The organism is Roseomonas sp. TF40, from assembly GCF_057219975.1.
This window is the reverse complement of sequence record NZ_JBXVVR010000003.1, coordinates 122,581-137,374: the sequence shown is the minus strand read 5'-3', so window position 1 is coordinate 137,374 and position 14,794 is coordinate 122,581. Positions and strand designations below refer to the sequence as shown.

General features: G+C 69.4%; 12 protein-coding genes. 10 read left to right on the top strand and 2 right to left on the bottom strand.

The features are described from left to right. The first annotated feature begins 62 nt into the window (after positions 1 to 62). Positions 63 to 1,589, top strand: a complete 1,527-nt coding sequence (locus AC2D9U_RS10485; RefSeq protein WP_484748579.1) for a flavin monoamine oxidase family protein — start codon at positions 63 to 65, stop codon at positions 1,587 to 1,589. Positions 1,590 to 1,648: 59 nt separating this feature from the next. Here the strand turns inward: AC2D9U_RS10485 and AC2D9U_RS10480 are convergent, their stop codons facing one another. Further along, complete coding sequence (locus AC2D9U_RS10480; protein ID WP_484748577.1) at positions 1,649 to 3,442, bottom strand: IlvD/Edd family dehydratase; 1,794 nt, start codon at positions 3,440 to 3,442, stop codon at positions 1,649 to 1,651. A 127-nt stretch (positions 3,443 to 3,569) separates the two neighbouring features. On the opposite strand from AC2D9U_RS10480, the gene AC2D9U_RS10475 reads away from it, so the two are divergent. The 3 genes from AC2D9U_RS10475 to AC2D9U_RS10465 all read left to right on the top strand — a co-directional run bounded on the left by AC2D9U_RS10475 (position 3,570) and on the right by AC2D9U_RS10465 (position 6,454). Next, positions 3,570 to 4,325 carry a response regulator gene (locus AC2D9U_RS10475; RefSeq protein WP_484748575.1) on the top strand — a complete coding sequence of 252 codons (756 nt, stop codon included), beginning with the start codon at positions 3,570 to 3,572 and terminating at the stop codon, positions 4,323 to 4,325. Then, positions 4,318 to 5,418, top strand: a complete 1,101-nt coding sequence (locus AC2D9U_RS10470) for an ATP-binding protein (protein WP_484748574.1) — start codon at positions 4,318 to 4,320, stop codon at positions 5,416 to 5,418. The genes AC2D9U_RS10475 and AC2D9U_RS10470 overlap by 8 nt, the downstream gene beginning before the upstream one ends. 163 nt (positions 5,419 to 5,581) lie before the next feature. Further along, on the top strand, positions 5,582 to 6,454 hold the full coding sequence (locus tag AC2D9U_RS10465; RefSeq protein ID WP_484748572.1) for an FkbM family methyltransferase: 873 nt from the start codon (positions 5,582 to 5,584) through the stop codon (positions 6,452 to 6,454). A 234-nt stretch (positions 6,455 to 6,688) separates the two neighbouring features. On the opposite strand, the gene AC2D9U_RS10460 is transcribed toward AC2D9U_RS10465, so the two are convergent. Beyond that, entirely contained in the window at positions 6,689 to 7,018 is a 330-nt protein-coding gene (locus AC2D9U_RS10460) for a hypothetical protein (RefSeq protein ID WP_484748570.1), read from the bottom strand. Positions 7,019 to 7,343: 325 nt separating this feature from the next. On the opposite strand from AC2D9U_RS10460, the gene AC2D9U_RS10455 reads away from it, so the two are divergent. From AC2D9U_RS10455 to AC2D9U_RS10430, 6 genes are all read left to right on the top strand, one after another. Then, entirely contained in the window at positions 7,344 to 8,624 is a 1,281-nt protein-coding gene (locus AC2D9U_RS10455) for an ABC transporter substrate-binding protein (RefSeq protein WP_484748568.1), read from the top strand. A 189-nt stretch (positions 8,625 to 8,813) separates the two neighbouring features. Further along, positions 8,814 to 9,827: a branched-chain amino acid ABC transporter permease gene (locus tag AC2D9U_RS10450; protein ID WP_484748566.1), complete on the top strand. Its 1,014-nt coding sequence runs from the start codon at positions 8,814 to 8,816 to the stop codon at positions 9,825 to 9,827. 19 nt (positions 9,828 to 9,846) lie between these two features. After that, positions 9,847 to 10,920 (top strand): branched-chain amino acid ABC transporter permease, encoded by a 1,074-nt coding sequence (locus AC2D9U_RS10445; RefSeq protein ID WP_484748564.1) that lies wholly within the window; start codon positions 9,847 to 9,849, stop codon positions 10,918 to 10,920. Beyond that, the gene (locus AC2D9U_RS10440; protein ID WP_484748562.1) at positions 10,917 to 11,735 is read left to right on the top strand and encodes an ABC transporter ATP-binding protein; all 819 of its coding nucleotides are present in this window, start codon (positions 10,917 to 10,919) and stop codon (positions 11,733 to 11,735) included. Before AC2D9U_RS10445 ends, AC2D9U_RS10440 begins: the two co-directional genes overlap by 4 nt. Next, a complete protein-coding gene (locus tag AC2D9U_RS10435; RefSeq protein ID WP_484748560.1) occupies positions 11,722 to 13,953 on the top strand; it encodes a Tm-1-like ATP-binding domain-containing protein in 2,232 nt (743 codons plus the stop codon). Before AC2D9U_RS10440 ends, AC2D9U_RS10435 begins: the two co-directional genes overlap by 14 nt. Next, positions 13,950 to 14,789, top strand: a complete 840-nt coding sequence (locus AC2D9U_RS10430; protein ID WP_484748558.1) for a phosphoenolpyruvate hydrolase family protein — start codon at positions 13,950 to 13,952, stop codon at positions 14,787 to 14,789. Before AC2D9U_RS10435 ends, AC2D9U_RS10430 begins: the two co-directional genes overlap by 4 nt. The last annotated feature ends 5 nt before the right edge of the window (positions 14,790 to 14,794 follow it).

Below are 14,794 nucleotides of genomic sequence, written 5' to 3'. Positions count from 1 at the left end.
GGCGCTGAGATAGGCTTGTCTGAACGCTTCTTGCTTCAGCAGCAACGCCGCGAGGTCACGCCATGTCGCGCACGCCGATCTTCGCTGCCCTGGCCCGCGCCTTCGCGCTGGCCCATGCCGCGCAGCGCCCCGGCGCGCCGCCGCTGGATGAACTGGCCGATCCGGCCCGCCTGACGCGTCGCGGCGTGCTGGGCGCTGCCGCCGCGCTCGCGGCCGCGCCGCGCTTCGCGCAGGCGCAGATCGCCTCGCCCCTCGCGCGGCGGGAGGCGCGGATCGCGGTGGTCGGCGGGGGTCTCGCCGGCCTCGTCGCCGCGCATCGCCTGGTCGAGGCGGGGGCGGTGAACGTCACGCTCTACGAGGCCAATACCCGCGCCGGCGGGCGCGTGCTCTCGGGCCGCGGCCTGCTCGGGGAGGGCGTGGTCAGCGAACTCGGCGGCAGCTTCATCAATGCCGAGCATGGCGACATGCTGAACCTCGCGCGTGAATTCGGCCTCGCCCTGGAAGACGGCGCCGCCCCGGGCGGGCCCGATCTGCGCGGGCGCTTCTTCTTCGAGGGCAGCGCGCGGAGCCTGGAGGAGATCGCCACCGCTGCCGCGCCCTTCCTGCCGCGGCTGCGCACCATGCGCGCGAGCAACGAGGCCGCGAAGGTGGCGCTCGACCGCGCCTCGGCGGCGGCGCTGCTCGACCGGCTGGGGGCGAGCGGCTGGGTGCGCAAGCTGCTCGACATCGGGCTGACGCAGGAGATGGGCCTGCCGCCCGATCGCATGTCGGGGCTCTATCTGGTCGAGACCTTCGCGCCCGATCCGCGCCGGCCGCAGGCGGGGCTGTTCTCCTCCGACCAGCGTTACCAGATCGCCGGCGGCAATGATGCGCTGCCGGCGGCCATCGCGGCGCGGCTCGGCGCGCGGCTCCGGCTCGGCCATCGGCTGCTGTCGGTGCGCCGCCAGGGCAGCGCCTATGCGCTGGCCTTCGAGGCCGGAGGCACGGGCGTGGCGGTGCCGGCCGACATCGTGATCCTCGCCCTGCCCACCACCATGCTGCGGCAGGTGGAGCTGGCCATCGACGCGCCCGCGCTCACGCGCCGCGCGATCCGCGAGCTGACCTATGGCACCAACGCCAAGCTCTTCGCCGGGCTCGACCGCCGCCCCTGGCGCGACCAGGGGGCGAGCGGGGAATGCCTGAGCGACCTCGGCATGCAGACGGTGTGGGAGGACCATGCGAAGCCCGGCAGCGGGCCGGGCGGCATGACGATCTTCGCCGGTGGCGACACGGGAATCGGCTTCGCCCAGGGCCGCGCGGCGGATCGCGCGCGATTCGCCACCACCGCGATCGACGTGGCGCTGCCCGGCGCGGCGGCGGCCTTCAATGGCCGCGCGGGGCGGATGGACTGGCCGGGCAACCCCTATGTCGGCGGCAGCTACAGCTGCTTCGCACCCGGCCAGTGGATGGGCTTCGGCGAGGCCTTCAACACGGTCGGCCGCGTGATCTTCGCCGGCGAGCACACCAGCGAGGAACATTCCGGCTACATGGACGGCGCCGCCGAATCCGGCCGCCTCGCGGCGGCGGAGGCGGCGGCGCTGCTGCGGTGAGACCTTGCTTGATCGTGTGATTCAGCCCTCCGGGGCCTTCGCCCCTGCCGCCATCACACTCAGTGGTTGTGCCGGGATTCGCCGCGCGTCTCGAGGATGTTGAGATAGAGCGTGGCGGCCTCCAGGCAGGCCCCATTGCCAAGCTGTCCCACCGAATTGCGGTAGATCTCCTCCCAGGGCGTCTTGTTCACCAGTGTGGGCGGCACCCAGGCGGCGCGGCGCGCGGCGAGTTCTTCTTCCGGCACCAGCACATCCACGCGCCGGCTCTTGAGATCGATGCGGATACGGTCGCCATGGTGCAGCAGCGCGAGACCCCCGCCCACCGCCGCCTCGGGCGTCACGTTCAGGATGGAGGGTGAGCCCGACGTGCCGCTCTGCCGCCCATCGCCCATCGTCGGCAGCGCCTTGATGCCGGCTTTGATCAGCGCGGCGGGCGGCTGCATGTTCACGACCTCCGCACTGCCCGGATAGCCCACGGGGCCGCAATTGCGGATGACGAGGATGGTCTTCTCGTCGATGCCCAGCGCCGGGTCCTCGATGCGCGCGTGGTAGTCCTCCGGCCCTTCGAAGACGGCCGCCTTGCCCTCGAACACGTCGGGGTCGTCGGAGAAGAAGCGCTTGCGGAACTCGGCGTCGATCACACTCACCTTGATGACGGCACTGTCGAAGATGTTGCCGGTGAGCACCAGGTAGCCGGCCTGCTCCTTCATCGGCTTCGCATAGGCGCGGATGACCTCGCGATCCGGCGAGAGCGGGATGGCCGCCAGGTTCTCCGCCACCGTCTTGCCGGTGACCGTCATCACATCGCCATGCAGGCGCCCGGCCTCGAGCAATTCGCGCATCACGGCGGGCACGCCGCCGGCGCGGTGGAAGGCCTCGCCCAGGAAGCGGCCGGCGGGCTGGCAATCGACCAGCAGCGGGATGTCGGCGCCGACGCGCTGCCAATCCTCCAGATTGTGGTCCACGCCCATGTGGCGCGCGATGGCGATCATGTGCGGCGGGCAGTTGGAAGAGGCGCCGATGGCGCTCGCCACCGCCACCGCATTCTCGAAGGCCTTCTTGGTCATGATCTTCGACGGCGTCAGGTTCTCCCGCACCATCTCGACGATGCGCCGGCCCGACCAATAGGCCATCTGCGCGCGTTCCCGGTGCGGGCCCGGAATGGCGGCGCAGCCGGTCAGGCTCATCCCCGCCGCCTCGACCAGCGAGTTCATCGACAGCGCCGTGCCCATGGTCGAGCAATGGCCCCAGGAGGTCGCACTCGCCGCCACCATCTCCATGAAGCCGCGATAGTCGATCTCGCCGGCGGCGAGCATGCGCCGCGCCTCCCACACCACGGTGCCGGAGCCGACCAGCCTTCCCTTGTGCCAGCCATCCAGCATCGGCCCGCCGGAGAAGGCGAGGGCGGGGATGTTCACCGTGGCGGCCGCCATCAGCCCCGCGCCGGGCGTCTTGTCGCAGCCGATGGTCAGCACCACGCCATCCAGCGGATAGCCGTGCAGCACCTCGACCAGGGAGAGGTATTGCAGGTTGCGGTCCAGCGCCGCGGTCGGGCGCTTCAGCGTCTCCTGGATCGGGTGCACCGGGAATTCCAGCGGCACGCCGCCCGCATCGCGGATGCCCTCCTTGATGCGCTGGGCGAGGATGGTGTGGTGGCGGTTGCAGGGGGCGACATCGCTGCCGGTCTGGCTGATGCCGATGATCGGCCGGCCCGATTGCAGCTCATCGAAGGTCATGCCGAAATTGAGCTGCCGCTCGCAGTAGAGCGAGGTCATGCCGGGATCGGCGGGGTCGTCGAACCAGCGCTGGCTGCGCAGCTTGAAGGGCTTCTTCGTCTGGTCGTGGTCGTCCATCGGGCGCTTCCTCGTGTCCTTGGGGCGAAGTGACGCGCCCCGGGCGGCGCCTGTCAATCATGCGCGCTGTTGCGTTGCGCGCCCCGGCGGGCTTTGCTGTCGGCGGGGGCTTCAAGGGGGATCAGGCATGGCGGAAGGCCCGGCCCTGGTGGTCGTCGATGACGAGACCGACCTGCGCGAGGCGGTGGCGGAATACCTCACCCGGCGGGGCCTGGATGTGCGCCAGGCGCCGGACGGCATGGCGCTGCGCCGGCTGCTGGCCGAACGCCCCGCCGACCTCGTGGTGCTGGACATCTCCATGCCGGGCGAGGACGGCCTGACCATCGCGCGCTGGCTGCGCGCTGAATCCGATGTCGGCATCGTCATGCTCACCGCGGCCGGCGATGTGGTGGACCGCGTGGTGGGGCTCGAGGTCGGGGCCGATGACTACATCGCCAAGCCGGTGGATCTGCGCGAACTGCTCGCCCGGCTGCGCGCCGTGCTGCGCCGGCGCGAGGCGATGGCCGGGCTGCTGGCCCCGGAACCCGCCCCCCCTGCCCCCGCCGCGCCCCCGCCGCCCACGCCCAACCCCACCATCCGCATCGGGCGCAACCGGCTCGACCTCACGGCGCGGCGTCTCTTCGGGCCCGAGGGACGGGAGATCGCGCTCGGCGCGGCGGAATTCGAGCTGCTGAAGGTGTTTGCCGAGCGCCCGGGCCGCACCCTCTCCCGCGAAAGCCTGCTGGAACTGGCGCATGACCGCGGCGAGGAGCGCGTGGACCGCTCGATCGATGTCCGCATCGCCCGGCTGCGGCGCAAGATCGAGGCCACGCCCGACCAGCCGCAGGTCATCCGCACGGTGCGCGGCATGGGGTATGTCTTCGACCCCACAGCGGATGCCTGAAGCCGCCGCCGCGCATCTGCGCGCCATCCTCGCCAACATCGCCGATGGCGTGAACATCGTCGGCCCCGACGCGCGGATCGTGCTGTGCAACGCAGGCTTCCTGCGGATGTACGACTTCCCCGAGGAACTCGGCCGCCCCGGGACGCCGCTCGCGGATTTCGTGCGGCACCGCCTGCGCCGGCGCGAGCACTACCCCGGCGAGAACCCGGCCGAACCGGAAGAGACATTGGTGCAGGCGCGCGTCGCCGCCATCATGTCCGCCCCGGCCGGACATTTCGAGGAGGAGCGGCCCGGCGGGCGCACCATCGCCGTGCGGCGCGAGCGGCTGGAGGACGGCACGCTGCTCAACACCTATCGCGAGACCACGGCCGAGCGCGAGGCCGCGCGCGCGCGCCGCGCCAGCCGCGATGCGCTGCGCCGCAACGAACGGCTCTCCGCCATCGCCTCCCTGCTGGCGGGCGTGGCGCATGAGATCAACAACCCCCTCGCCGTTGTCGCCGCGCAATCGACGCTGCTCGCCGAAGAGGCCGAAGGCACGCCGATGGAAGGCCGGGCCGAGAAGGTGCGCCTCGCCGCCGAGCGCTGCGGTCGGATCGTGGCGAGCCTGCTGGCCAGCGCCCGGCAGAAGCCGCCGCGGCGCGATCTGGTCGCGGTGGAGGCGGCAGTGGAGGCGGGGCTCGATCTCGCCACGGAATTGCCGCGCGAAGGGGCAGCGGAAGTGCTCCGCCGGATCGATTCCGACCTGCCGCGGATCCGCGGCGATGCCGACCAGATCGCGCATCTCGTTGCGAACCTCGTCGGCAATGCCCGCGCGGCGCTGGCCGGCACGCCCGGGCCGCGCATCGAGGTCGCGCTCAGCCGGGGCGACCACTGGCTTGAGCTGCGCGTCGCCGACAACGGTCCGGGCATTCCCGCCGCGCTTCGCGAGAAGGTGTTCGACGCCTTCTTCACCACCAAGCCGGAAGGCGAGGGCACGGGGGTGGGCCTCGCGCTCTGCCGCACCATCGCCAAGGCGCATGGCGGGAGCATCACGGTGGCGGAGACGCCCGGCGGGGGCGCGACCTTTACGGTACGACTGCCCTTGCAGGGCTGAGGCAGAGCGGCCCAGCCTTGCGTGCCCTGCATCGCCGGCGCTAATGACGCACCCGCCGCGCATCGGACGTGGCCGGTGCGGAGGCGCGCGAAGCTTGGCGAATTCGGTTCATTCCCTCCTGGGTCGCCTGACCGGGCTCGGGCGATCAGTGGGTGCCTCGGTCATGCGCCTCGGTCGTGGGGAGACGCAGGGTCCCGGGGCCGCCCCGCGCCCGGCCCCACAGGGGCATCTCGGCATCACGGGCTTCCCGACGCGCAACGCCTATCTGGGCGACCATACGGCGCTGGCCCTGCTGCATGGGAACTACCTGATCTATGTGGATACGCGCGGGGTGGACATCGCACCGCACCTGATGATGCACGGCGATTGGGAGCCGGTGGACCTGCAGCTTTTCTCGCGGCTGATCCGCCCGGGCGATACCGTGTTCGATGTCGGCGCGCATCTGGGCGTCTACACGCTGATCGGTGCCGCTGCGGCCGGGCCGGAAGGGCATGTCCACTCTTTCGAACCCAATCCGCGCCTGTCGCAACTGCAACGCAAATCGGTGCTGGTGAACGGTTTCGGAGGCCGGGTGAGCGTCCATGAGGTCGCCGTCGGCAGCCAGGAGGGCATCGCCGAGCTCGTCTTTTCCGACGAGTGGGCGGGCGGTGGCCATCTGTCGAAGAGCAATCGTCAGGGGCAAGGCCAGCCGGTGCGCGTGGTTGCCCTCGACGATCTCTTCCCGGATCCGGATTTCCGCCTCGGCGTGATGAAGATGGACGTGGAGGGTACGGAAGGCCGCGCCCTGACGGGCATGCGCGGCATCCTCGCGCGCTCCGACCAGGCGCGCATCATGATGGAATTCGCGCCGCAGATGATGGCCTCGCAGGGTTTCGCGGGGCCCTATGTGCTGCAGTTCCTGGCGGAGCTCGGCTTCGCCTTCTGGAACGTCACCCCGCAGGGCACGCTGCTGCCCGCAAGCCTGGACGAACTCGCCGCGCTGCAGGACGGGGTGCGGAACATCGTCGTCTCCCGTACCCCGCCCTTTCCCGGCTAGAGCACGCTGCGTTCTCATGAACGCAGCTCGTGCTCTGGAAGTTATTGAATCCAGAGCAAGAAATGCGTTCAGATGATGCCATCTGAACGCATATTGCTCCAGAGCAATTTCCGATCGAACGGAATCGTTCGATCGGACTTCTGGCGCGAGAAACAAGAAGTCACGGAACACCAGGTCCAGCCACACTGCCTAGGTGTGACCGGATGATGCTGCAGGGGCGCCCCGTCGTGCCCCTCAGTTCAGGTTCACATCCGTGAGCTGGCAGGTGTTGATCTGCATCCGCTCCATCGTCTGGCCGTTGGCATAGACCACCTTGATGTCGTTCAGGCATTGCCCGGCCGGGATGCGGATGGTCAGCGTCTGGCCATTCTGCAGGACGTTGGCGCCCAGCAGGTCACGACCCCAATCGCTCAGCCGCGAGGAGGAGACATAGACCTCGTTGATCGTCTGCCCGGTACGGTTGTTGAGGCGGAAGGAGGGATCCTGTGCCATCGCGGGCCCGCCAGCCGCAAGCAGAGGCAGGGCGAGGGCGGCCATCGGGAGCAGGCGGCGAAACAGCGTCATCGGAAGGGCTTCCATCAGGGCCGGCGGGACTGCCGGCATCGAATGTTGCGGGCGGCATCGCGGCACCCGCAAGGCCAAGAATGGCGGAACCGAGGCCGGATGACAAAGAATCCACACCCCTCCCCCGGAAGGCCCACCAGGGCGGACGACGCGCATGACCCAAAGGTCAGGGTTTCCGCTTGACGGGGGGGATGCTCGACCGCCACCTTGTTACTTGCGGGACATGTTGCCCAAGAACGGCAGCAGCGACGCAGGAAACGATGGCGTAGCCGGGCCCGACGCGAAACGGCGAGGCCCGGCAAATCGTCCAGACGGGAGGAAAGAAATGCAGTGGAGTAAGCGGTCTCTCTTCGGACTGGTCGGCGCCGCCGCGCTGTCGCTTGGCTTGGCCGGGCCCGCGGCCGCGCAGACCCAGCCGCCGATTCGCATCGGCATCCTCGTCGCCCTTGAAGGCGCCTTCGCTGCCGGTGGCGCGGATGCGGTGCGCAATGTCGAGATGGCGCTCCGCGAAGTGAACAACACGGCGGGTGGCCGGCGGATCGAGACCGTCGTGGCGCCGACCGACACGCGCCCGGACACGGCGGTGCGCCAGGCGCGCAAGCTGATCGAACAGGACCGCGTGGACTTCGTGATCGGCCCGCTCTCCGGCTCCGAAGGCATCGCGATCCGCGACTACGCCAAGACGGTACCGAACCACACCTTCATCAACGGCATCTCCGGCGCGCTGGAGATGACCTGGGTTGATCCCGCGCCGAACGTCTTCCGCTTCAACCTGGATGGCGCGCAGTGGGGTGCCGGTCTGGGCAGCTATGTGGTGCGCAACCGCAACATCCGCCGCATCGCCGCCGTCTCCGCCGACTATTCCTTCGGCCACACCAATTTCATGGGCTTCGCGGCCGATTTCTGCCGCGCCGGCGGCACGATCGTGCAGCGCTTCTGGGTGCCGCTCGGTGCCTCCGACTTCGGTGGCGTGATCGCGCAGCTGCCGGACAACATCGACGCCGTCTATCTCGGCCTCGGCGGCACGGATGCGATCAACTTCCTCAACCAGTGGCAGCAGGCCGGTGCGGGCACGCGCATCATCGGCGGCACGATCATGGCCGACCAGACCGTGCTGACCGCGCGCGGTCGGGCGCGCAACGCGCTGGTCGGGGCGCTGACCTCCGGCCCCTTGGCTGAAGACAACCCCGATCCGGCCTGGCGCGCCTATGTCGCCCGCTATCAGGCGGCGTTCCCGGCGAACCAGCGCTTCCCGAGCCCGACGCTGTTCGGCACGGGCTACTACATCGCCACCCAGGCGGCGATCGCCGGCCTGAATGCGGTGAATGGCGACCTGAGCGACGGCCAGCGGCGCTTCAACGCGGCCCTGTCCTCGCTGCGTCTCGCCTCCCCGCTCGGGGAGATCGCGCTGAACGAGAACCGCCAGGCCTCCGGCACCGTGTTCATCAATGAAGTCGCCGAAGGCCCTGGCGGGACGCTGGTGAACCGCAACGTCGGCAAGGTCGAGGGCGTGACCCAGACGCTGGGCATGACGCCGGCGGCCTTCCGCGCGATGGGTCTTCCCTCGCGCACCACCCCGGATTGCCGGGCTCTGGGCGGCGGCTGACCCTTCCAGTCTGACATGGGGGCGGAGGCAGGAGGGATCGCGTGACCCTCTCCTGCCTCCGTCGCCGGTTTCGCACAGCGTGATCGGGCCGGGCACCGGCGCTGCGCGCCAGTCGTGACCTTCGCCAGCAAAAGCATCCGCATCGCCGTTTCTTCCTGGCCCGCCTCTCTTGCCGGAGACGCTAGATCCATGCCGGACGTCACCCGACGTCATCCCATCTGGACGCTGGTGATCGTCGTCCTGGCGGCCGCCCTGCTGTGGCTCATTCTCGCTCCCTGGACGCCGGGGGTGGAGAATGTGCTCGGGCGCAAGCGCGTTTTCCTCAATGCCGTGTTTGGCGGGCTGACGCTTGGGGCGCTCTATTTCCTTGTCGCCTCGGGCTTCACCCTGATCTTCGGCCTGATGCGCAACGTGAACCTGGCGCATGGCTCGCTGTACCTGCTGGGCGGCTATCTCGGCTACATGACGGTGGGCATTGTCGGCTACTGGGTGATCGCCCTGCCCATCGTGTTCATCCTGGTGGCGCTTCTCGGACTTGTCCTGCAGCATCAGGTGTTCCGCCGGATGGAAGGGCAGGAACTGCGCCAGACCATGGTCACCATCGGCCTTTCCGTGGTCTTCGCGGACATCATGCTATGGATCTGGGGCGGGCAGTCCTACACGATCCAGGGACCGGAATGGCTGGAAGGCCCGGCGATCCTGCCATTCATTGTCGGCCTCGATCGTGCCGGGAACCCGATCTACATGCGCTTCCCGCAGGTGCGCATCGCCATCCTGGTCATGGCCATCGTGATCGGCGTGGGCATGTGGCTGGTGCTGAACCGAACCCGCCTTGGCATGCTGATCCGCGCCGGCGTCGATGACCGTGAGATGCTGACCGCCTCCGGCATCCCGATCCAGTATGTGTTCCTGGCGGTCTTCGGCTTCGGCGCCGGCCTCGCTGGCCTCGCGGGGGTCGTGGGCGGCACCTTCCAGTCACTCTCCCCGGGCGAGGATACGCGCTTTCTCCTGGCCAGCCTGGTCGTGGTGATCGTGGGGGGCATGGGATCGATCCCCGGCGCCGCGCTGGGGGCGCTGATCATCGGGCTCGTCGAGCAGATCGGGCTTGTCTATGCGCCAACCTACTCGGTGGTCTTCACCTTCCTGATCATGGCGCTGGTCCTGGCCTTCCGTCCGCAGGGCCTCATGGGCTCGCGGCGTTGAAGGGATGGCGGACGTGTCTGTGACCAATTCCCCTCCCGCCCCGCAGGCCCTGAGCCTTTTCGGAACAAGCCAGCAGGATCGCATCAACCCCATATGGCCGGTCAGCGGACTTGTCCTCCTGATCCTGCCGCTCTTCGTCGGGAATTTCTGGCTGTTCCAGGTCTTCGGCTGGTCCTTCTGCCTGGGGATCATCGCGCTGTCGCTGATGTTCCTGGCAGGCTATGGCGGCATGGTGAGCCTGATCCAGATGACGGTCGCCGTGCTCGCCGGCTACATGGTCGCCATATTCGGCAATTCGGGGGTGCAGCAGATCAGCATCGGCTTGCCGTGGTGGCTCTACATACCGATCGCCATCATCATCGCCACCGCCTTCGCGACGGCGGTTGGAGCGCTCGCCGTGCGGACCGAGGGCATCTACACCATCATGATCACGCTGGCGATCGCCAGCGCCTTCTTCTATTTCACGCGCCAGAACTACGACATCTTCAACGGCTACAACGGCTTCAACCTGGTCGTCCCGCCGCCGCTGTTCGGGGTGGATTGGCGGCAGCCGACCGCCTTCTACTACCTCTCCCTGGTCTTCGCGGCGCTGTGCTTCCTGGCCGTCGTCTATGTCTCGCGCTCGCCCTTCGGCCTTGCCCTTCAGGGCATCCGCGACAATCCCCGACGCATGGCCGCGATGGGCTTCAACGTCACCGCCCACCGCATCGCCGCCTACAGCTTCGCGGGCGTGCTGGCCTCGATCGGCGGCATCCTGCTCGTCTGGCAGACCACCCAGGTCGCCGCCTTCAGCGCCGGCACGGGCGCGGTCATCGACATCCTGATCATCGCCGTCATCGGCGGGCTTCGCCGGCCCATCGGTCCCTTCATCGGCGCCTTCATCTATGTGCTGCTCAGCACCTTCAGCCCCGATGTGCTGTCCAGCTTCGGCATGTCGAATGAGCGATTCAAGCTGCTGATCGGCCTGGGCTTCCTGGCTTTCGTCTTCTTCTCGCCCGACGGCGCGCTGGGCCTGTGGGATCGCTGGCGCGACAGGAGCCGGCAAAAGGCGGACCCGCTGACGGGCCTCGCGCGCAAGGATGGCGCGCGGTGAGCAGCGCCGGCACCACAGCCCCGCCCGGCGGCGCCGCCGATCGCATCGGCGCGGCGAGCTCGGGCAACGCGCTGGAGTTGCGGGGCGTGACCAAGATGTTCGGCGCACTCGCCGCCATCGCCGACGTCACCATGACCGTTGCCGCCGGCGAGCGGCGTGCCGTGCTGGGCTCCAACGGCGCGGGCAAGACCACGTTGTTCAACTGCGTGACGGGCGATTTCCTGCCCTCTTCCGGCACCATCCGCCTCTTCGGCGAGGAGGTGACGAACTTCCCCGCGCATGAGCGGATCCGCCGTGGCCTGCGTCGCACCTACCAGATATCGCTGCTGTTCGGCGGGCTCAGCGTGGCGGACAATGTCTACCTCGCCTGCCGCGGGGTCAGCCGCAATCGCTTCTCGCTGCTGCGGCCGCGACGCGGCGATGCGCTGGTCACGCGCAGCGAGGAACTGATCGAGGCTGTGCACCTCACCGAGGTACGCAACCGCCTGGTGAGCGAACTCAGCTACGGCCAGCAGCGTCAGCTCGAGATCGCGCTGGCCCTGGCCGGCGCACCGAGGCTCATCCTGTTCGACGAGCCCGCCGCCGGTCTCTCGCCCACCGAGCGGGCGGAACTCGTGGCGATCCTCACCAACATGCCCGGCCATATCGGCTTCGTCATCATCGAGCACGACATGGACGTGGCGCTGCGCGTCGCCCAGCGCGTGACGATGATGCACAACGGCCGCGTCTTCAAGGAAGGCACGCCCGCCGAGATCGAGGAAGATCCGGAGGTCCAGGAACTCTACCTGGGGGATGGTCGCCATGCCCACACCTGACCGCCCCGCGCCCGGTCGGCTCGCGCCTGACAGGGCAGGCCCGCCGGCGCTTGAAGTGCGCGGCCTGAACGTCTTCTACGGCGCAAGCCATGCGCTGCAGGGCGTCGATCTGCGCCTTGTCTCGGGCGTGCTGTCCGTGGTCGGGCGCAACGGCATGGGCAAGACCACGCTGTGCAAGGCGATCATGGGCATGGTGCCCGTCGCGGGTGGTTCCATCTCCTTCCGCGGCCAACCGTTGCTCGGCCGCTCACCGGCCGATATCGCGCGCCTGGGCATCGGCTATGTGCCGCAGGGCCGCCGGCTGTGGCGTTCGCTGACGGTCGATGAACATCTGCGCATGGTCGCCCGCAAGGGCGGCGCCTGGACCATCGATCGGATCTACTCCACCTTCCCGCGCCTGGCGGAACGGCGCGGCAATGGCGGCGCACAGCTCTCGGGTGGCGAGCAGCAGATGCTGGCCATCAGCCGCGCGCTGCTGATGAACCCGAAGCTGCTGGTGATGGACGAGCCGACCGAGGGCCTCGCCCCCGTGATCGTCGCCCAGGTGGAGGAACTGCTCGTCGCCCTCGCCGAGGATGGCGAGATCGACGTGCTGGTCATCGAGCAGAACATCGGCGTCGCCTGCGCGGTGGCCGATACCGTGGCCATCATGGTGAACGGCCGGGTGAATCGCAGCAGCCCCGCGCGCGATCTCGCGGCCGATCGTGACTTGCAGCAGCGCCTGCTCGGCGTGGGCCGGCACGGGCATGAGGATACGCCCGCTTCGCCCGAGGCGCCCGGCGCACTGCCTGCCGCCGCAGCCGCCACGCAGGCCGCCGCCGCCAGCGCGATCAAGATCTACATGTCCAACCCCACGCCGCCGACGCGCTGGTCGAAGCCCACGCCGGTCGCGGTGATCGAGCGCACGGCGCGCCTGCTCACCGCCCAGCCGCTGGCACGCGCCGGCGCGGAGGCCGAGATCCGCCCGCTCGCCGCCCCGGGCGGCGAGGTGGTGCTGGTCGCCGGCACGCTCGACACCAAGGGTGCCGAGCTGCGCTTCATGCGCGACCTGCTGAAGGAGGCCGGCGTCCCCGTGCGGCTGGTCGATCTCTCGACCTCGGGCGGTCACTCGGGGGCGGACATCCCGGCGCACCAGGTGGCGGCCTTCCATCCGCGTGGCGCGGCGGGTGTCTTCACCGGCGATCGCGGCGCCGCCGTCGCCGCGATGACCGAAGCCTTCACCCGCTGGATCTCGCGCCAGTCGGGCATCGCCGGCGTGCTCTCGGCCGGCGGGTCGGGCGGCACGGCGATGGTCGCCCCCGCCATGCGCGCCCTGCCCGTGGGGGTGCCCAAGCTGATCGTCTCCACCGTCGCCAGCGGCGAGGTGCGGCAATATGTCGGCACGGTGGACATCACGCTGATGCACTCGGTCGCCGATGTGCAGGGGCTCAACGTCATCACCGAGGATGTGCTGGGCAATGCCGCCCACGCCATGATCGGCATGGTGCAGGCGCGCCGCGCCGCCCGGCCGCGCCGTGCGCTGCGCCCGGCCATCGCGCTGTCCATGTTCGGCGTCACCACGCCCTGCGTGCAGCAGATCGCCGGCGCGCTGCAGGCGGAGTGGGACTGCCTCGTCTTCCACGCCACCGGCATCGGCGGCCAATCCATGGAGCGCCTGCTCGATGAGCGCCGCATCGCGGGGCTGATCGACATCACCACGACCGAAGTGCCGGACATGCTCTTCGGGGGCGTCTTCCCCGCCACGGAAGATCGTTTCGGCGCCGCGATCCGCACCCGCCTGCCCTATATCGGCTCGCTCGGCGCGGTGGACATGGTGAATTTCGGCCCGCCCGAGACGGTGCCGGAACGCTATCGCGGGCGGGTCTTCTACCGTCACAACCCGCAGGTGACGCTGATGCGCACGACGGCCGAGGAATGTGCCGAGATCGGGCGCTGGATCGGCGGGCGGCTCAATCTCATGGAAGGCCCGGTGCGCTTCTTCCTGCCAGAGGGCGGCGTCTCCGCGCTCGATGCGCCGGGCCAGGCCTTCCACGATCCGGCGGCGCGGCAGGCGCTGTTCCGCGCGCTTGAGGCGACGCTGCGCCCCGCGCCGAACCGGCAGGTGATCCGCCTGCCGCACAACATCAACGACCCGGGCTTCGCCGCCGCGGTGCTGGCCGAGTTCCGCCAGTTGCACGGCGCCGCGCGGGCCAGCCGCCAGAGGAAGGCCAAGCCGTGACCACCCATCCCCAGAGCCGCGCCGAGATCCTCGCCCGCTTCCAGGCCATGATCGCGCGCGGCGAGCCCATCATCGGCGGCGGCGCCGGCACGGGGCTGTCGGCGAAATGCGAGGAGGCCGGCGGCATCGACCTCATCGTCATCTACAATTCCGGGCGCTTCCGCATGGCCGGGCGCGGCAGCCTCGCCGGGCTTATGCCCTATGGCGATGCGAACGCCATCGTCATGGAAATGGCTGGCGAGGTGCTGCCCGTGGTCAAGCGCACCCCCGTGCTCGCGGGCGTCTGCGCGACCGATCCCTTCCGCCGCATGGATGTCTTCCTCGATGAGGTGAAGCGCATCGGCTTCGCCGGCGTGCAGAACTTCCCCACCGTTGGCCTCATCGACGGCACCTTCCGCGCCAATCTGGAGGAGACCGGCATGTCCTTCCAGCTTGAGGTGGACATGATCGCCCTCGCCGGGCGCAAGGGGCTGCTGACCACGCCCTATGTGTTCAACGAGGCCGATGCGAGGGCGATGGCCCGTGCGGGGGCTGACATCATCGTGGTGCATCTGGGCCTGACGACGGGCGGCAGCATCGGCGCCGAGACCGGCGTGAAGCTCGCCGACTGCCCGGCCATCGTGGACCGCCTCTCCGCCGCCGCGCTGGCCGAGAAGCCCGACGCCATCGTGCTGGTCCATGGCGGGCCGGTGGCGATGCCCGCGGATGCCGAGTTCGTGCTGAAGAACACGAAATCCTGCCACGGCTTCTACGGCGCCTCCTCGATGGAGCGGCTGCCGGCCGAGATCGCACTGACCGAACAGACCCGCGCCTTCAAACGCATCCAGGGCCGTTGAGCCGA